The 18,263-nt window shown below is 71.8% G+C and carries 15 protein-coding genes; 11 read left to right on the top strand and 4 right to left on the bottom strand.

The window, feature by feature from the left end; genetic code table 11:
• Nucleotides 1–125: 125 nt before the first annotated feature.
• Nucleotides 126–797, bottom strand: a complete 672-nt coding sequence (locus ACP4IX_RS12450) for a hypothetical protein (RefSeq protein ID WP_426555509.1) — start codon at nucleotides 795–797, stop codon at nucleotides 126–128.
• Between the two features lie 224 nt (nucleotides 798–1,021).
• On the opposite strand from ACP4IX_RS12450, the gene ACP4IX_RS12445 reads away from it, so the two are divergent.
• From ACP4IX_RS12445 to hutH, 3 genes are all read left to right on the top strand, one after another.
• A complete protein-coding gene (locus tag ACP4IX_RS12445; RefSeq protein ID WP_426555508.1) occupies nucleotides 1,022–1,822 on the top strand; it encodes an enoyl-CoA hydratase/isomerase family protein in 801 nt (266 codons plus the stop codon).
• Between the two features lie 164 nt (nucleotides 1,823–1,986).
• Nucleotides 1,987–3,135, top strand: coding sequence for a diguanylate cyclase domain-containing protein (locus ACP4IX_RS12440; protein WP_426555507.1), 1,149 nt, complete (start codon nucleotides 1,987–1,989; stop codon nucleotides 3,133–3,135).
• Between the two features lie 146 nt (nucleotides 3,136–3,281).
• Nucleotides 3,282–4,850, top strand: a complete 1,569-nt coding sequence (gene hutH, locus ACP4IX_RS12435; protein WP_426526517.1) for a histidine ammonia-lyase — start codon at nucleotides 3,282–3,284, stop codon at nucleotides 4,848–4,850.
• Nucleotides 4,851–5,113: 263 nt separating this feature from the next.
• Here the strand turns inward: hutH and ACP4IX_RS12430 are convergent, their stop codons facing one another.
• A complete protein-coding gene (locus ACP4IX_RS12430; protein WP_426526500.1) occupies nucleotides 5,114–5,431 on the bottom strand; it encodes a hypothetical protein in 318 nt (105 codons plus the stop codon).
• Nucleotides 5,432–5,540: 109 nt separating this feature from the next.
• Here ACP4IX_RS12430 and ACP4IX_RS12425 point away from each other — a divergent pair, with 109 nt between their 5' ends.
• The 3 genes from ACP4IX_RS12425 (at nucleotide 5,541) to ACP4IX_RS12415 (ending at nucleotide 11,041) form a co-directional block, all read left to right on the top strand.
• Complete coding sequence (locus tag ACP4IX_RS12425; protein ID WP_426526501.1) at nucleotides 5,541–5,894, top strand: hypothetical protein; 354 nt, start codon at nucleotides 5,541–5,543, stop codon at nucleotides 5,892–5,894.
• 223 nt (nucleotides 5,895–6,117) lie between these two features.
• Nucleotides 6,118–7,365, top strand: a complete 1,248-nt coding sequence (locus ACP4IX_RS12420) for a L,D-transpeptidase (protein ID WP_426526503.1) — start codon at nucleotides 6,118–6,120, stop codon at nucleotides 7,363–7,365.
• Between the two features lie 370 nt (nucleotides 7,366–7,735).
• A complete protein-coding gene (locus ACP4IX_RS12415; RefSeq protein WP_426555584.1) occupies nucleotides 7,736–11,041 on the top strand; it encodes a S8 family peptidase in 3,306 nt (1,101 codons plus the stop codon).
• A 228-nt stretch (nucleotides 11,042–11,269) separates the two neighbouring features.
• Here the strand turns inward: ACP4IX_RS12415 and ACP4IX_RS12410 are convergent, their stop codons facing one another.
• A complete protein-coding gene (locus ACP4IX_RS12410) occupies nucleotides 11,270–12,145 on the bottom strand; it encodes a helix-turn-helix domain-containing protein (protein WP_426526504.1) in 876 nt (291 codons plus the stop codon).
• A gap of 170 nt (nucleotides 12,146–12,315) precedes the next feature.
• On the opposite strand from ACP4IX_RS12410, the gene ACP4IX_RS12405 reads away from it, so the two are divergent.
• Complete coding sequence (locus ACP4IX_RS12405) at nucleotides 12,316–13,356, top strand: NAD(P)-dependent alcohol dehydrogenase (protein ID WP_426526505.1); 1,041 nt, start codon at nucleotides 12,316–12,318, stop codon at nucleotides 13,354–13,356.
• A 250-nt stretch (nucleotides 13,357–13,606) separates the two neighbouring features.
• Here the strand turns inward: ACP4IX_RS12405 and ACP4IX_RS12400 are convergent, their stop codons facing one another.
• Nucleotides 13,607–14,626: an aldo/keto reductase gene (locus ACP4IX_RS12400; protein WP_426555506.1), complete on the bottom strand. Its 1,020-nt coding sequence runs from the start codon at nucleotides 14,624–14,626 to the stop codon at nucleotides 13,607–13,609.
• Nucleotides 14,627–14,853: 227 nt separating this feature from the next.
• Between ACP4IX_RS12400 and ACP4IX_RS12395 the strand changes: the two genes are divergently transcribed.
• The 4 genes from ACP4IX_RS12395 to ACP4IX_RS12380 all read left to right on the top strand — a co-directional run bounded on the left by ACP4IX_RS12395 (nucleotide 14,854) and on the right by ACP4IX_RS12380 (nucleotide 18,107).
• Nucleotides 14,854–15,453, top strand: a complete 600-nt coding sequence (locus tag ACP4IX_RS12395) for a TetR/AcrR family transcriptional regulator (RefSeq protein ID WP_426526508.1) — start codon at nucleotides 14,854–14,856, stop codon at nucleotides 15,451–15,453.
• A 209-nt stretch (nucleotides 15,454–15,662) separates the two neighbouring features.
• Nucleotides 15,663–16,325, top strand: a complete 663-nt coding sequence (locus ACP4IX_RS12390) for a hypothetical protein (RefSeq protein ID WP_426526510.1) — start codon at nucleotides 15,663–15,665, stop codon at nucleotides 16,323–16,325.
• A gap of 341 nt (nucleotides 16,326–16,666) precedes the next feature.
• Nucleotides 16,667–17,164 carry a hypothetical protein gene (locus ACP4IX_RS12385; RefSeq protein ID WP_426526512.1) on the top strand — a complete coding sequence of 166 codons (498 nt, stop codon included), beginning with the start codon at nucleotides 16,667–16,669 and terminating at the stop codon, nucleotides 17,162–17,164.
• 34 nt (nucleotides 17,165–17,198) lie between these two features.
• The gene (locus tag ACP4IX_RS12380; RefSeq protein ID WP_426555505.1) at nucleotides 17,199–18,107 is read left to right on the top strand and encodes an NAD-dependent epimerase/dehydratase family protein; all 909 of its coding nucleotides are present in this window, start codon (nucleotides 17,199–17,201) and stop codon (nucleotides 18,105–18,107) included.
• Nucleotides 18,108–18,263 lie beyond the last annotated feature (156 nt).

Below are 18,263 nucleotides of genomic sequence, written 5' to 3'. Positions count from 1 at the left end.
TCGTGGGGGGTCGCCGGAGCTGTCGGCCTCGGCTGTTCATCAGCCCGTCGGCAGCCGTCAGCAGCCGGTAGCCGGGCGTCGGGGTCGGGCGCCGGACGTCGGAGGGCAGCCGTCAGCGTCAGCCGTCAGTCGTCGCCGTCGAGCAGGTCCCGGTCCACGCACAGGCCGATGACCGGCACGCACAGGTCCGGGCTGCCGGGTTCCGGGGCGGGCGCGGGTGGCGTGCCGCGGGTCGGTGACGGGGCCGGTGCGGGGTGCGGCGCGGAGGTACCGGGCCGCGGTGGCGGCGAGGACCGGGGCGGCTGTCCGGGCTGTGGCCGCTGGGGCGGCTGCGGAGTGAGAGGGGGCCGAGCTCCTCGGCCCGGGTCCGGAGTGTCCGGGACGGTCGTCGCGGAGGGGAGCGCGGCCGACGGGCCGTTCGCGGACGGTCCCGGCCCCGGGGGACCGCTCGGGCCGCCCATGGCCGAAGTCGCCGACGGACCCGCCCCGGGCGAACCGGTGGTGCCCGCCGCTGCCGGTGTCGTCGTCCGGTCCGACGCGGCGCCCTGCCTCCCGCCCGCCTCCCCGCGCGGCCCGGCCTCGGTGCCGACCCCGCCCACGTCGCCGCCGGACCCGGACACCAGGTGTACGACGCTCAGGGTGCCGGCCGCCAGGGCGAGGCCGCCGAGGGCGAGGACCGCCTTGCGGGGGCGGGGCCTGCGGTGCCGGCCGCGGCGTCCCCGCGGGTGCTGCGGATCCGCCGGTGTGCCGGTCGTACCTGTCGTACCGGTCGTTCCGGACGTGCCGGTCGTCGTCATGTTTCCTCCCCGGTGCGCACGCGCCCCCGCCGCGCCGTGGCGGAGCGAGGCTAGGCGCTCCCGCGTGCCGGGGTACGGCGGTCGGCCGGGATGTCACTCGAACGGGTGGGCGGCGCGGGGCGGCGGAGCGGGGTGGCACGCGGACGCGTCCGGCCTTCCGCCGTGCGGGCCCGCCTGCGATGATCGGGTGGTCGATTGTTAACACGCGTTAACCGGAGGGTGCCATGAGCGAGGAGAGGTTCGGAGAGTTCGTCCTGGTGCGGCGGCACGGGGACGGGCATGTCGCGGAGCTCGCGCTCGACCGGCCGAAGGCCATGAACGCCGTCTCCACCGTGATGGCCCGGTCCGTCGGGGCGGCGTGCGCGGCGCTGGGCGAGGACCGGGGCGTACGGGTGGTGGTGCTGACCTCGACCCACGAGCGGGCGTTCTGCGTCGGGGCCGACCTGAAGGAGCGCAACTCCTTCTCCGACGCCGATCTGCTGCGGCAGCGGCCGGTGGCGCGGGCGGCGTACACCGCGGTGCTGGAGCTGCCGGTGCCGACGGTCGCGGCCGTGCACGGGTTCGCGCTGGGGGGCGGGTTCGAGCTGGCGCTGTCGTGCGACGTGATCGTGGCCGACTCCACGGCGGTGGTGGGGCTGCCCGAGGTGTCCGTCGGGGTGATTCCCGGCGGCGGCGGTACGCAGCTGCTGCCGAGGCGGGTGGGGGCGGCGCGCGCCGCCGAGCTGGTCTTCACGGCGCGGCGGGTGGAGGCCCGGGAAGCGCGTGAGCTGGGGCTCGTGGACCAGCTGGTCGACGAGGGGCGGGACCGGGCGGAGGCGCTGGACCTGGCGTCCCGGATGGCCGCGAACTCGCCCGTGGGGCTGCGGGCGGCCAAGCGGGCGCTGCGGCTCGGGCACGGGCTGGATCTGCGGGCCGGTCTGGAGGTCGAGGACGCGGCGTGGCGTTCGGTGGCGTTCTCGGGGGACCGGGCGGAGGGGGTGGCGGCGTTCAACGAGAAGCGGGCGCCGCGGTGGCCGGGGGAGTGAGGGCACTCCGCGGCCGGGCGTCCGTGCCCCTGCCGGTGCCCGTGTCCGTATCGGGTGTGGGTACCCGTGCCGGTGTGGGTGTCCGTGTCGGTGTCGGCAGGGTGATCGTCCCCGTTCGCCCTGCTTGAGTCCCGTTCGGGCGTGAATCTCCCTAGCCTGGAGTGATGGGTGAGGACAGGCGGCTCGCGGCCGTCGTGGCGTTGGCGCAGGGCATGGCCGCCGCGCACAGCTCGCGTGACGCGTGGCGGGCGGCGGCCCTCGGCACGTGCCTGGCGCTGGGCGGCAGCTTCGCCGCGCTGTCGGTGTGGGAGCGCGAGCTGGGCCGCCTCCGCGTCCTGGTGAACGTCGGCCGGCTGGCCGAGGGCGAGGAGGAGTTCCCGGAGGACGAGTCCTACCCGGTGCACCAGTTCGCGGAGATCACCGAGTTCCTGCACGAGCGGTGGGCCGGCGGCGGTGAGCCCGACGCCTGGGTGGAGACGGCCGAGGGGCCCGCCGCCGGGCGTCCCGGATACGTCCATCAGCGCGTCGCCGCGCTGCGCCGCCGGGGGCGCGGCTGCTGTGTGGTCGCGCCGATCGTGCTGCACGGCCGCGCCTGGGGCGAGCTGTACGTGGCCCGTCCGGTGGGGGAGCGGGTCTTCGAGCGCTCCGACGCCGACTTCGCCACCGTGCTGGCCTCGGTCGTCGCCGCCGGGATCGCGCAGACCGAACGGCTGGAGGAGGTCCGGCGCCTCGCGTTCACCGACGCCCTCACGGGGCTGGCCAACCGCCGTGCCGTCGACTCCGCGTTGGACGAGGCCGTCGAGCGGCACCGCGAGGAGGACGTCGTCGTCAGTCTCGCCGTATGCGATCTGAACGGACTCAAGCGGGTGAACGACACGCACGGGCACGCTGTCGGCGACCGGCTCCTGGAGCGTTTCGGCTCGGTGCTGTCGCTGTGCGGGGCGATGCTGCCGGGGGCGCTCGCGGCGCGGCTCGGCGGTGACGAGTTCTGCCTCCTCGCGGTCGGACCGCCCGCCGACGAGGTGGTCAAGGCGGCCGAGGAGCTGTGCCGCCGGGCGGCCGAACTGGAGCTCGGCGACGGCGTGGCCTGCGGGGTCGCGTCCACGGAGGACCCGGTGGGGCCCGTTCGCTCCGCCCGCCGGCTGTTCCGGCTCGCCGACGCCGCCCAGTACCGCGCCAAGGCCGAACGGTCGGCCGGCCCGGTCGTCGCCGGCCGCGAGGGACCCGACGACCCCGTCGTGCGGCTCGCGGACGAGCCGTCCCGGGAGGAGGACGGGGAGCGCAGGCGCTTCCGGGGGCGGCACTCACCGTAGCGCCGGCGCGGGCAAGGGGTACGGGCGCATCCGGCAAGGGATGACCCGGCAAGGGGTGGACCCGTAAGGGGTGAACCGGGCGGCCGCTGGTGACGTATCTCCTCGTGACATCATCGAATTCAGTGCGTACGCTCCTGAATATGGATATGCACAGTGTGGTGGTGGGGACCTCCGGGGTCACGGTGTCCGACGTCCTCGCCGTGGCGCGCGCCGGCGCCCGGGTCGAGCTCTCCGACGACGCGGTGGCCGCCCTGGCCGCGGCCCGCGGGATCGTGGACGCGCTGGCCGCGAAGCCGGACCCCGTGTACGGCGTGAGCACCGGTTTCGGCGCCCTGGCGACCCGGCACATCAGCCCGGACCTGCGGGCCCAGTTGCAGCGCAACATCGTCCGCTCGCACGCCGCCGGGATGGGGCCGCGCGTCGAGCGCGAGGTGGTCCGCGCGCTGATGTTCCTGCGGCTGAAGACCGTCTGCTCCGGGCACACCGGAGTCCGCCCCGAGGTCGCGCAGACCATGGCGGACGTGCTGAACGCCGGGATCACCCCGGTCGTGCACGAGTACGGCTCCCTCGGCTGCTCCGGCGACCTCGCCCCGCTCTCGCACTGCGCGCTCGCCCTCATGGGCGAGGGGGACGCGGAGGGCCCCGACGGCACCGTGCGGCCGGCCGGCGAGCTGCTCGCCGAACACGGGATCACCCCGGTCGAACTGCGCGAGAAGGAGGGACTCGCCCTCCTCAACGGCACCGACGGCATGCTCGGCATGCTGGTCATGGCCCTCGCCGACCTCGACACCCTCTACCGGTCCGCCGACATCACCGCCGCGCTGACCATGGAGGCCCTGCTCGGCACCGACCGTGTACTCGCCCCCGAGCTGCACGCCATCCGCCCGCACCCCGGGCAGGCCGCCAGCGCCGCCAACATGCTCGCCGTGCTCAAGGGCTCCGGCCTGACCGGGCACCACCAGGACGACGCTCCCCGCGTCCAGGACGCCTACTCGGTGCGCTGCGCCCCGCAGGTCGCCGGCGCCGGACGCGACACCATGGCCCACGCGCGCCTGGTCGCCGAGCGCGAACTGGCGTCGGCGGTGGACAATCCGGTCGTCCTGCCCGGGGGTACCTCCCAGGCTTTCGGCACTGGGGGAGGGCGGGTGGAGTCGAACGGCAACTTCCACGGCGCCCCGGTCGCCTACGTCCTCGACTTCCTCGCCGTCGCCGTCGCGGACCTCGGCTCCATCACCGAGCGGCGCACCGACCGGCTCCTCGACAAGAACCGCAGCCACGGCCTGCCGCCGTTCCTCGCCGACGACGCCGGTGTCGACTCCGGCCTCATGATCGCCCAGTACACGCAGGCCGCCCTGGTCAGCGAGCTGAAGCGGCTGGCCGTACCCGCCTCGGCGGACTCGATCCCGTCCTCCGCGATGCAGGAGGACCACGTGTCGATGGGCTGGTCGGCGGCGCGCAAGCTGCGCACGGCCGTCGACAACCTCACGCGCGTGATCGCCGTCGAGCTGTACGCCGCCACGCGCGCGATCGAGCTCCGCGAGGGCCTCACCCCCGCCCCGGCCTCGCAGGCCGTCATCGACGCCGTACGGGCGGCCGGTGTCGAAGGTCCCGGGCCGGACCGCTACCTGGCGCCCGACCTCGCCGCGGCGGACGCGTTCGTGCGCGCCGGGCACCTGGTCGCGGCGGCGGAGACGGTCACCGGGCCGCTGCGCTAGCGGAACCGGCGAAGCGCGCGGGGCCCCGTCGGGACGACTGACGGGGCCCCGCTGCGCTGCCCGGCGCCGCCTCCGAACGGGCACGGCCCCTGAACGGGCGTTGCCCCCGGATGGCCGTTACCTCCGCGCGGTCGGTACCTCCGGATGGCCGTTACCTCGGCGCGGTCGGTACCTCCGGATGGCCGTTACCTCGGCGCGGTCGGTACCTCGGCGCGGTCGACGCACCCGCCAGGTCAAGGAATCCAAAAGAACGTCAAGCGCCCTCAAAGACCGAGGCGTTCCCGGCGCACCGAATACCCGACGAAGCCGACGCCGAGACCGAGGCAGAGGGCGCCGCCGACGACGTACGGCGTGCTGTCGAAGCTTCCGGTGTCGGCCAGGCGGGTCGTGCCCTCACCGGTGACCTCCGTGCCCGTGGACGCGGCTCTGGCCTGCTCGGTGACCTGCGGGGACGGGCTCGTGAACGCGGAATTGAGCACGGGTGTGTCGGGGGTCGCGTTCGCGGACGGGACGAACCACATGGCGCACAGCAGGCCGCCTGCGGCGGCGGCGGTCAGCAACGGGCGGCGAGCGGATGACACGGAATATCGATCCCCTTGTGGCGCTGGCGAATTGGCCGTGTGGGCAGATGTTAGTGAAAGTCGCGGGTCACACGAAAGTCACGGGAGTGGCCGGCCTTACGCTCCGGGCATGAGCACTCCAGAGACATCACGATTTGTACGGATTCGCGTCGAACTCGTTCTCGAGGTCGACGACGAGGAGGCCGTCACCGGGGCCGCGCTGCAGTCGCTCGCCGACGACGCCGATCTGTCCGACGCGGAACGGGCCCACGCCGAGCGCGCTGTGACGGAAGACACCGCCGAGGCGCTGGCCCATCTCGTGGACCCGTTCGACCTGGTCAGCCAGGTGCCCGGAGTCGACCTCCAGCAGGCCTCCTGGAGCAGCGAGCTGATCGACTACGACCCCGATTCGCCCGAATGGGACCTCGGCGACGAAGATGGCGACGAGAACGACCCGGAAGACGATGAAATGACGGTCGGCTGACGCAGTGTGGGGAAATACGTGACCCCGGGCGGCAACCACCGCCCGGGGTTTCGTCGTCTCACGGGGCGCGCCGACCGGCCCCCGCATCGCCCCTCTTCTCGGCGAACGTGGTATGCCCCACATCTGCGAGCGATGTGGAACGGGACGAAGCGGTCGTAGCGTTGGAAGTTCTTGACGGGGAATCTCGGGGTTTCCGGAATCGGCAACGATGGAGAAACGTGTGATGACGGACGGTAAGCGGCGCAAGGGCCTGGTGGCCGCGTCCGCACTGCTCGGCGGTGTGCTGGTACTCACGGCATGTTCCAGTAGCGACGCCGACACCTCCGGGGGTGGGGACGGCAAGACCTCGCAGGCCGAGGCCGACAAGGCGGCGGCCAAGAAGGCGTCCGAGGCCCAGATCGAGATCACGCCCAAGGACAACTCGGACAACGCCTCCATCAACAACTCCGCGGGCGTCACGGTGAGCAAGGGCACGCTCACCGAGGTGAAGATGACCGCCAACGACGGCACCGTGGTCAGCGGTGAGATATCCGCCGACAAGACCAGCTGGAAGCCCAGCGGCCAGCTGGAGCGGGCCACCACCTACAAGGTGACGGCGACCGCGACGGACTCGGAGGGCCGCGCCGCCCACGAGAACGCCTCGTTCACCACGGTCTCCCAGAAGAACAGCTTCATCGGCACCTTCACCCCCGACGACGGCACCACCGTCGGCGTCGGCATGCCCGTGTCGATCAACTTCGACAAGGAGATCACCGACAAGGCCGCCGTCCAGAAGGGCATCACGGTCAACACCACCAGCGGTCAGGAAGTCTCCTGCCACTGGTTCAGCACCCAGCGCATGGACTGCCGCCCCCAGGACTACTGGCAGGAGGGCTCGACCGTCACCCTCAAGCTGGCGCTCGACGGGGTCGAGGGCGCCGAGGGCGTCTACGGCGTCCAGCAGAAGTCGGTCACCTTCAAGATCGGCCGCAACCAGGTCTCGTACGTCGACGCGAAGACCAAGCAGATGAAGGTCACGCAGGACGGCAAGACCGTCAAGACCATCCCGATCTCCGCCGGCTCCCCCGAGAACAAGACCTACGAAGGCCAGATGGTGATCTCCGAGAAGTTCAAGGAGACCCGGATGAACGGCGCGACCGTCGGCTTCACCGACGACGACGGCGAGGGCGAGTACGACATCAAGGACGTGCCCCACGCCATGCGCCTGAGCACCTCCGGCACCTTCATCCACGGCAACTACTGGGGCAAGGGCATCTTCGGCAAGGCCAACACCAGCCACGGCTGCGTGGGTCTGGCCGACACCCAGGGCGCCGACGACCCGAACACGCCGGGCTCCTGGTTCTACACCAACTCCATCGTCGGTGACGTGGTCGTCGTCCAGAACACCGGCGACAAGACCATCGCCCCGGACAACGGCCTCAACGGCTGGAACATGGACTGGGCCCAGTGGAAGGCGGGTTCGGCGGTCTGACGCCGAACGCACCACGCCGCACAGCGACTTCGCACCGTCCGACGCCCGTCGCCCCGCACCGGGGTGGCGGGCGTCCGGCGTTCAACTCCCCCGGTACATCACGGAGTTCGCGCGGACACGTAACGCCGGACGGCGGTCTCGTAACAGTGGGCAGGCGGTTTCCCGACCGTCCCCGCCACCGCCGCTTCCGCCCTTGAGCGGTTGATCTCCCCTCGACATACTCCGAGCTCCGGGGGGCGCGCACGTGCGAGACCACCCCCGGCCGGGTGAACGGGGAATTCTCCCGGTACTTCCGCAAGGGGGAACGTTGCACAGACAAGTGAAAAGGGCCGTCACGGCCACGGCGGCCGCCGTGGCCCTCGCGGCGGGCATGACCGGCCCGGCCGCGGCGGACGGGGCACGGACGGCGGACGGGGACGGCACGGCGGCTCCCGCACGCGCCGCGGCGGTACCGGCCGGTGCCGCGCAGGCCGCCACCGGCACCGCCCGGCACCGCGTCACACTGATCACCGGCGACCGGGTCGCGGTCGACGCCAAGGGCCGCGTCGTCGGCCTGGAGCGGGCCGAGGGCCGTGAGCACATACCCGTCCAGATCCGCAGAGCCGGCGGACACACCTTCGTGGTCCCGGCCGACGCCGCCCGCCTGGTCGCCACCGGCAGACTGGACCAGCGCCTCTTCGACATCACCGAGCTGAACAAGGCGACGACCCGCAAGGCCCAGCGGAACGGCCTGAAGGTCATCGTCGGCTACCGGGGCGGCGCCAAGGCCACCAAGGCCGACGTCCGCGACGCGGGCACCCTCCGCCGCTCCCTGACCTCCCTGAACGCCGACGCCGTACAGACCCCGCACGAGGACGCGCCCGAGCTGTGGGACGCGGTCACCGACGGCGGGAGGACCGCCTCCGGCATCGCGCACGTCTGGCTCGACGGCGTCCGCAGGGCCAGCCTCGACCGGTCCGTCCCGCAGATCGGCACCCCCACGGCATGGGCCGCCGGCTACGACGGCAAGGGGGTGAAGATCGCCGTACTGGACACCGGCGTCGACGCCACCCACCCCGACCTGAAGAACCAGGTCGTCGCGTCCAAGAACTTCTCCCTCTCGCCCGACGCCACCGACAGGCACGGCCACGGCACCCACGTCGCCTCCACCGCCGCCGGCACCGGCGCGAAGGCGGGCGCCGCGTACAAGGGCGTGGCCCCCGGCGCCGAGCTGCTCAACGGCAAGGTGCTCGACGACGACGGCTTCGGTGACGACTCCGGCATCCTCGCCGGCATGGAGTGGGCGGCCGCGCAGGGCGCCGACGTCATCAACCTCAGCCTCGGCGGCGCCGACACCCCGGAGACCGACCCGCTGGAGGCCGAGGTCAACCGGCTCTCCGAGGAGAAGGGCATCCTCTTCGCCATCGCCGCCGGCAACGACGGCGAGTTCGGCGACCGCACCGTCGGCTCCCCGGGCAGCGCCGCCGCCGCCCTCACCGTCGGCGCGGTCGACGACGGGGACGAGCTCGCGTCCTTCTCCAGCACCGGCCCCGGCCTCGACGGCGCGATCAAGCCCGATGTGACCGCCCCCGGCGTCGACATCACCGCCGCCTCCGCCAAGGGCAGCGTCCTCGCCGGGGAGGAGGGCGAGCAGCCCGCCGGATACGTCACCATCTCCGGTACGTCGATGGCGACCCCGCACGTCGCGGGCGCCGCGGCCCTCCTCAAGCAGCAGCACCCCGACTGGACGTACGCCGAGCTGAAGGGCGCGCTGACGGGATCGGCGAAGGGCGGCGCGTACACGCCCTTCCAGCAGGGTTCGGGCCGCGTCCAGGTCGACAGGGCGATCGGGCAGACCGTGATCGCCGACCCGGTGTCGGCCGGCTTCGGCACCCAGCAGTGGCCGCACACCGACGACGAGCCGGTCACCAGGCAGCTGACCTACCGCAACCTCGGCACCGAGGACGTCACGCTCAAGCTGACGTCGACCGCGACCGACCCCAGGGGCGAGGCGGCCCCCGCGGACTTCTTCACGCTGGGCGCCACCTCGGTCACCGTCCCGGCGGGCGGCAAGGCCTCCGTGGCCCTCACCGCCGACACCAGGCTCGGCGGCACCGTCGACGGCACCTACTCCGCGTACGTCACGGCGGACGGCGGCGGGCAGACCGTCCGCACCGCCGTCGCCGTACACCGAGAGGTGGAGACGTACGAGGTCACGCTGAAGGTCATCGGCCGCGACGGAGAACCGACCCCGAACTACGAGGCCGACCTGGCCGGCACCTCCGGCCTCGGCAAGGACATCTGGGTCACTCCGTACGAGGCCGACGGCACCGTCACCGTCCGCTTGCCCAAGGGCGGTTACATCCTCAACTCCTCGATCCGCGTGAGCGACGACCCGGAGACCTGGAAGGGCGCCGACTGGATCGCCCAGCCGAGACTGGACGTCACCGGGAACACCACCGTCACCCTGGACGCGCGCACCGCGAAGCCGGTGAACATCACCGTCCCGGACAAGGCCGCGAAGCCCGAGCTCGCCGCCGTCGAATTCACGGTGGAGGCGGACGGCAACACCTACGGCTACGGCCTGTGGCTGGATTCCTACGAGGGCCTGCGCACCAGGCACCTCGGCCCGCGGATCACCGACGGCTCGCTCAGCCAGCAGTGGGACGGCCACTGGAGCAAGGGCGCCACGGAGCAGTACGACGTGATCGCCGGCGGCACGACCGAACAGCTCGCCACCGGCTACACCCGGCACCACAAGGCGGGCGAGCTGGCCACCCTCAAGGCCGGCCTCGGCGCCTCCGCGAGCGGGAAGAAGGGCGCGGTCTCCGCGATCGGCTGGCTGCCCGGCGGCGTCGGCGGCTCCTCGATCGGCATCGAGCAGTCCCTGCCCGGCATCCGCACCCTGCACCTGTCCACCGGGGGCGGCGTGACGTGGCGCCTCGGCTTCGAGCAGTACGGCGGCCAGGACGCCGAGGGCTTCCCGGCCATCGAGGCCCGCTACACGCTCGGCACGCCCCAGCGCTACAAGGCGGGCAAGAGCTACAGGGAGACCTTCAACACGGCCGTTTTCGGTCCGCGCCTCACCCCGGACGTCGGCCTCTACCGTGACGGCGACACCATCACCGGCCTCCTCCCGCTCTTCGCCGACGGCAAGGGGCACGAGGGCTCCTCGGCCTTCACCTCGGTCGCCACCACGCTCTACCGGAACGGCACCGAGGTCGGCTCCCACCAGGACCCGCTGTTCGGCGAGGACGGGTTCCAGGTCCCCTCCGGTGACGCCCGGTACCGGCTGACGACGTCGGTCAAGCGGTCCGCCGAGGTCGCCGCGGCCTCCAGCCGCATCGACGCGAGCTGGACGTTCCGCTCCGAGCAGACGGCCGGCCTCACCAAGCTGCCCGCCTCCACCGCCCGCTTCGCGGCGGCCACCGGTCTGGACAGCAAGGCCACGGCAGGCAAGCGGGTCACCGTCCCGGTCACCGTCGAGGGCGCCGCCGCGGGCCGCAACCTCACGTCCCTCACCGTGCATCTGTCCTACGACCACGGCAAGACCTGGAAGAAGACCACGGTCAAGAAGGGCAAGGTCACCCTCAGGAACCCGGCGAAGGGGAAGTCCGTCTCCTTCCGCGCCACGATCACCGACAAGAAGAAGAACGAGTCGGTGATCACGATCTACGACGCGTACTACGGCAGGTAGGCCGCACCCCGTGAACGGCCTGGCCGGAGCCGACGGCCCCGGCCAGGCCGCTGCGCCGCCCGCGTGCGGCACAGCGCCGGGTGTCCCTCGCCGGCCTCCTGGGCGATCCCGCACGGGTCGCCGCCGCTCGCCCCGGGCATGCCGCCGGGTGGGACGGCCGGACAGCCCGACCGGATCGTGGGGCTCGCCGAGCGGCGTCGGATCACTCCGCGGACCGTGCCGCGGAGCTCACGGCGTGAGCGAGGCCGCCGCGTCCGTCCCCCAGCTCGCCAGCAGCCGCAGCGCCTCCGCCGACGGGGATCCCGGCTCGGCGTGGTACGTGACGAAAGCCTGCTCGTCGTCGTCGACCAGGCGGAACGTCTCGAAGGACAGCGTCAGGTCACCGACCAGCGGGTGCCGCATCCGCTTGACGCCGTAGCTCTTCTCCTTGACGTCGTGCGTGGCCCACAGCCGCCGGAACTCCTCGCTCTTCACGGAGAGTTCGCCGACCAGCGCGGACAGCCGGGGATCGTCCGGGTGCCGGCCCGCGTCCATGCGCAGGAAACTGACCATGTCGGACGCCTTCTGGTCCCAGTCCACGAACAGGTCGCGGTAGTCCGGGTTCAGGAAGACCAGCCGCGCCCAGTTCCGCTCCTCGGCCGGCAGCTTGCCCCAGTCGCCGAAGAGGGCCGCCGCCATCCGGTTCCAGGCGAGGATCTCCGAGCGACGGCCCGACACGTACGCCGGCACGGTCTCGATCGAGTCCAGCAACTGGAGCAGGGCCACCCGGACCGGCTGCTGAGCCCGCGCACCCGCCGCCCGCCGGCGCTGCTGCTTCGGCTTGGCGAGATGCGTCAGGTGCGCCTGCTCGGCGTCGGTCAGCCGGAGCGCGCGGGCGATCGCGTCCAGGACCTCCGCCGAGACGTTCCGGCCGTTGCCCTGTTCCAGGCGTGTGTAGTACGCCACCGACACCCCGGCCAGCTGCGCCAGCTCCTCCCGGCGCAGCCCCGGCACGCGACGGTGCCGTCCGAACGACGGCAGCCCCACGTCCTCCGGCTTCAGCCGGGCCCGCCGGGTGCGAAGGAACTCGCTCAGTTCGGCACGCCGGTCCAGCTGTCCATCCATGTCCTCCAGTATGGCCGGTCGTATTCCCGGTCGTACGTACGGAAGCCTGTCCCCGTCGGTGGTACGCACGCTGGTCGTAGGCAGAACCGTGGTCTGGGTGAGTGTCCGGAACGGAGGCAGGCTGGAGGCCGTACCCAGACCGCTGCCACGAGAATTCCGGAGACCCCGGCATGACCACTGTCGCCGCATACGCCGCACCCGCCGCCAAGGCCCCGCTGGAGCGGACCACCATCGAGCGGCGCGAGGTGCGCGAGCACGACGTCCTGATCGACATCAAGTTCGCCGGCATCTGCCACTCGGACATCCACCAGGTACAGGAAGGCTGGGGCGAGGCCATCTTCCCGATGGTCCCCGGCCACGAGATCGCGGGCATCGTCTCCGAGGTCGGCCCCGGCGTCACCAAGTACGCCGTCGGCGACCGGGTGGGCGTCGGCTGCATGGTCGACTCCTGCGGAGAGTGCGACAACTGCAAGGCCGGGCAGGAGCAGTACTGCGCCAGCGGCAACATCGGGACCTACAACGCCGTGGGCAAGGACGGCGAGCCGACCTACGGCGGCTACTCCGAGAAGATCGTCGTCGACGAGAACTTCGTCCTCGGCATCCCCGAGGGCATCGCGCTGGACGAGGCCGCGCCCCTGCTGTGCGCCGGCATCACCACGTACTCCCCGCTCCGGCACTGGAACGCCGGCCCCGGCAAGAAGGTCGCCGTCGTCGGCATGGGCGGCCTCGGCCACATGGGCGTCAAGCTCGCGCACGCCATGGGCGCCGAGGTGACCGTGCTGTCGCAGTCGCTGCGCAAGCAGGAGGACGGCCTGAAGCTGGGCGCCGACCACTACTACGCCACCAGCGACCCGGCCACCTTCGAGCAGCTGGCGGGCACCTTCGACCTGATCGTCTCGACGGTCTCGGCCCCGCTCGACTTCGGCGCCTACCTGGGCCTGCTGAAGACGGACGGCGCCCTGGTGAACGTCGGCGCCCCCGAGGAGCCGGTCTCCCTCAACCTCTTCACGCTGCTCGGCGGCCGCAAGACCCTCGCCGGGTCCATGATCGGCGGCATCCGGGAGACCCAGGAGATGCTGGACTTCTGCGCCGAGCACGGCATCGGCGCCGAGATCGAGCTGATCGCCGCGTCCGAGGTCAACAAGGCGTACGAGCGGGTCCTGGCGAGCGACGTGCGGTACCGCTTCGTGATCGACACGGCGACGATCTGATCCTCGCGGAACCTCCTCTCCCGCCCTGTCACACGTCCGCGCCGCCCCGGGTCGTACCGCCGTAGACACACACGGCGGACGCCCGGGCGGGCAGGAAGCAGGAACCTGGCCGCCCTGGCCCGCCCGTGCCTCACCCCGCCTCACGCGGGAGGCGGCGCGGACGGGCCGGCGGACGTGGGAGGAGTTCCTGACGGAGCGGGCCGGGCGCCGGACGGTGACGGCTGCCGCGCGCCGCGCGTGAGCCCGGCGTTCAGCGGCGCCGCAGCGACGCGTCCAGCAGCGCGGGCGGGGTGTCGAACTTCTCGTGCGCGGCCAGGTCGGTCCCGGGAGCGACGATCGCGTCGATCGCGTCGAGGACGTCGGCGGACAGCACGGTGTCGGCGGCGGCGAGCTGCGACCGCAGGTGGGCCGGCGTGCGGGGGCCGATGAGCGCGCTGGTCACGCCCGGGTGCGCGGTCACGAAGCCGAGCGCCAGCTGGATCATGGTCAGGCCGGCCCCGTCGGCGACCTCGGCCAGCCGCTCGACGGCGTCGAGCCTGGCCCGGTTGGCGGGCAGGGAGGTGTCGAAGCGCTCCGGCATGAACGCCGAGCGGTGGGTGGCGATCTCCCGGCCCGCGCGGACCGCCCCGGACAGCCAGCCCGAGGCCAGCGGGCTCCACACCAGCACACCGAGCCCGTACCGCTCGGTCACGGGCAGGACGTCGGTCTCGATGCCGCGCTGGAGGATGGAGTAGCTGGGCTGTTCGGTGACGTAACGGCCGAGGCGGTGCTCGCGGGCGGCCCACTGGGCCTCCACGACGCGGTACGCGGGGAAGGTCGAGGAGCCGAAGTAGCGGATCTTTCCGGCGCGTTGCAGGTCGGTCAGCGCCGAGAGCGTCTCCTCGTCGCTGGTGGCCGGGTCCCAGCGGTGGATCTGGTAGAGGTCGACGTGGTCGACACCGAGGCGGCGCAGGCTGTTGTCCAGCTCGGTGACCAGCCAGCGGCGCGAGGCGCCCCGGTGGTTGCGCTCCTCGCCCATCGGCATGCCCGCCTTGGTGGCCAGCACGATGTCGTCGCGGCGGCCGGCGATGGCCTTGCCGACCATCTCCTCCGACTCACCGGCGCCGTACATGTCGGCCGTGTCGATGAGGTTGACCCCGGCCTCCAGGGCCGCGTCGACGAGGGCGGTGGCCTCGTCCTGGGTGGTGCGTCCGATGCTGCCGAAGTTCATGGCGCCGAGCGCGAGGGAGCTGACCTGTACGCCGGTGCGGCCGAGGGCGCGGTACTGCATGACGGTGTTCCTCCGGTGTGGTGAAGGGGCGTGCGGACAACGACGCGAGGGCATGACGAGGCGCGTCGGAGCTTCCGAGATTTATGTCAGGGGCATGCCAATAGGCGCGCTTGGTGGCCGGTGCCGCGCTCTGGCATCATGACCAAATGGGACCCTGTCCCGTTTGGTGGTGACAACCATACGGAACGGTGTTCCGTTTAGCAATCCCGGATGGCGGAGGAAACGACGTGGTGCAGGAGCAGGCCGGCGACAGGGCCACGGAGCACGCGGGCCGGGCCAAACGGGCGGACGCCCGGCGCAACCAGAAGACCCTGCTCGACGCGGCCGCCGCGGTCTTCGTCGCGTCCGGCGTGGAAGCGCCGGTACGGGACATCGCGGCCCGGGCCGGCGTCGGAACGGCCACGATCTACCGCCACTTCCCGACGCGGGCGGACCTCATCATCGGCGTCTACCGGCACCAGGTGGAGTCCTGCGCCGAGGCCGGCCCGGCGCTCCTGGCGAGCAGCCCGACCCCGTACGCCGCACTGGGCGGGTGGATCGACCTCTTCGTCGACTTCCTGGTCACCAAACACGGACTCGCCGCCGTCCTGCAGTCCGACAACGCCGGCTTCGAGACGCTGCACGCGTACTTCCTCGACCGCCTCGTACCCGTGTGCGCCCAGCTCCTCGACGCCGCGACCGCCTCCGGCGAGATCCGGTCCGACCTGTCCGCCCTCGAACTCATGCGCGGCGTCGGCAACCTCTGCATCGGCGCGGAGAACGACCCCCGCTACGACGCGCGCCGCCTGGTCGAACTCCTCGTCGCGGGGCTGCGCCGGCAGGACTGACCGGGGGAAGGACCGTACAGAGGTGCAGTGCACCGCCGGAGGGCCATGAGCGGGCTTCCGGGGCCGCCGCCATGGCGAGGGGGAACCACGGGTGTGCAACACCTGTTGCCCCGGGGGCTGCCCCCGTGTGCCTTCCCTTCTGCTCCGGTGGCTCGAATCCTGGTGTGTCGGGCGTCAGGCCGGGTGGGCGCAGGAACGGGGAAGCGGGTATGAGGGACAGGCGCGATGGTTCCGCGCGGGCTCCGGAGGCGGAGACACGCACCAGCCCACTGGTCCGGGGCGGCGAAGCCCGTACCGGTGACGCCCATGGACACCGGTACTCCGGCTCCGCCGACCGGTTCTCTCCCGCGGCGGTCCAGAGGCTGCAGGGCACTGCCGGGAACGCGGCCGTTTCCATGGCGTTGGCGCACCACCCGCCCACCTCGGTCGTGCAGCGGAAGCCCGCGAAGTCCCAGCGAGAGGAGAAGAAGCGGGCGAGGAAGGCCGAGAACCAGCGGAAGCAGCTGAACGAACCGCGCGACGCCAACCAGAAGCTCGCGATCGCCACCTCGAACGGGTACGCGGTGGAGGCAAGGAGCGGGCTGGGCAACGCTCCGCTGGACGTCCAGGACATGTACGCCCGACTTCCCGAGGACAAAAGGCCTTGGAGCGGACTGCAGCGGGCCGAGAACCGGGCGTTCGAGAACTGCGCGGAAGCCCAGCTCTACGTCACGCTGCTGGCCCGGAACAAGAACCCCAGATCGTTCGACCTCGCCACCTACGGCGCGGATGAGAAGGTCGCCCCGCCGTGCAAGAACTGCGCGCAGTGGGTGCACAAGGAATTCCGCTCCGTGGCGAAGGGAAACAGGCCCTACAAGCGGGTACGCGACTAGCCAGTAGTGAGCAGGGCGGGCCGAGGCAGTGGCCCGAGCACCCGGACGACGTGCCCCGTCGGCGTGCGGAGGCCCCGTGTCGCCAGTCAGGCGCCTGAGTGTCCTGTGCCACGTTGAGGGCAGTGTCGAGTGTGCTTCCTCTGGCCTTGTGGGAATGGACCGGCGGGGATGGGCAGGTCAGGGCCCCATGTTCGGCCCAGGGACCTGTGCCCCCGCGCTACCTGAGACCACCCGAGCGGCAATTTTTGCCATAACAGCAAGGCGCCTTCGCGCATTGGCGCGGTTACGCGGACGCTGGTTCTCGAGCGCCCCTACTGCATCGGGGTAGGTACGAGAGGGCAATGATGACCAGCAGTGACATAGCCGCAGCCGTTGCGAGCCGGCCCGAGGAGCAGGACTCCGAGTCGTCCGCCTGCTTGGCCGCTGTGCGCCAAGTCGCCAATCGGTTCACCGGGACATACAGCCTGACGCAGGTCGACCCCGAGTTCGATCTGCTCTTCGCCGAGACCGTGGAGGTCTGGCACAGCTTCGATCACGAGACCGTGTCACTTCCCGGCAAGGAGTTCGCGGGTGCGATGCTGCGGATGCTCCGTGCGACCGCCGACCTCATGAGAAACCACGCCGACCGCATCTGGTCCCTCCACGTCGACCACCACGGCTTCGCTCTGGCCGCCACCGCTTCGGGCGAATTGGATAACGGCACCCCGGTGCGCATTTCACGTTGCCTCCAGGTGACGGTCCACGAGGGGCGCATCACTCGCATCTGCGAGTTCGGCGACCAACAGCAGCGCCTGCCGCTGGATGAAGCCCTGCGTGCCGCAGGCCGCTTCCGCAGCTGACACCCCCACCGCCCCAACATCGTCAGGAGTCATCATGGACGTCTTTCTCACAGGGGCCAGCGGCTATATCGGCGGAGCCGTAGCCCGCCGTCTGATCCGCGAGGGGCACACGGTGCGCGGCTTGACCCGCACGCCCGGCGTGGTCGATGCTCTCGCCGCCGCCGGCATCGCACCGGTCGTCGGGGACCTCGACGACGCGGCGCTGCTCAAGCGAGAGGCCGACCGCGCCGACGCGGTCATCAATGCCGCGCACAGCGATCACCGCGGCGCTGTGGCCGCCTTCGTCGACGCCCTGCGGGGTTCGGGCAAGGTGTTGATCCACACCAGCGGGACCAGCGTCATCGGTGATGACGCCCAGGGCCAGTACGAAGCTGAAGTGGTCTTCGACGACGCGCAGCCTTTCAGCCCGGGGGACCACGAGATCCGGCGGGCCCGGTACGCCATCGACCGCTCCGTCGTCGATGCCGCTGCGGAGGGAGTGCGTTCGGTGGTGCTGTGCAACTCACTGATCTACGGCAACGGCATGGGACCGCGCCCGCAGACCGTGCTGATCCCGCCGCTGGTCACACAGGCCCAGGCCGGCAGGACCGTCCGCGTCGTCGGACGCGGCCTGAACCGCTGGTCGACGGTGCACCTCGATGACATGGCCGATCTGTATCACCTAGCGCTCACCGACCCCGCGGCCACGGGCCTCTACTTCGTGGAGGGCGGCGAGGACGCCTCGTTCGCCGATATCGGTGAGGCGATCGCCCGTCGGCTGGGCCTGGGGCCGGTGGAGCCGTGGGATCTGGGTTCCGCCGCAGCCGCGTGGGGGGAGGGTTTCTCCCGGTACGCCCTCGGCGCCAACAGTCGCGTACGTGCCACCCGGGCTCACGACCTTGGCTGGCGCCCCTCGCGCCCATCGATCACGCACTGGATTGAGCAGGAAATGCCCTTGCCGTGAGGCGGTCGGCGCGTCGGTGGCGTGGTGGCGCGGTCAAGTATGGGGCCGGGTGATCGCTGTCAGGGCTTTGACCAGCGCGATCAATCCTCGATGACACGAACTCGCTTCTGTCAAGGTTCGATGGCACGCGGTCAAGTTCGGCGACACGGGACACTG

Origin of the sequence: Streptomyces sp. WG5, from assembly GCF_049974565.1 — a bacterium.
Lineage (GTDB): Bacteria > Actinomycetota > Actinomycetes > Streptomycetales > Streptomycetaceae > Streptomyces.
The sequence above is the reverse complement of the archived record's forward strand: the minus strand, read 5'-3'. Positions and strand labels throughout refer to the sequence as shown.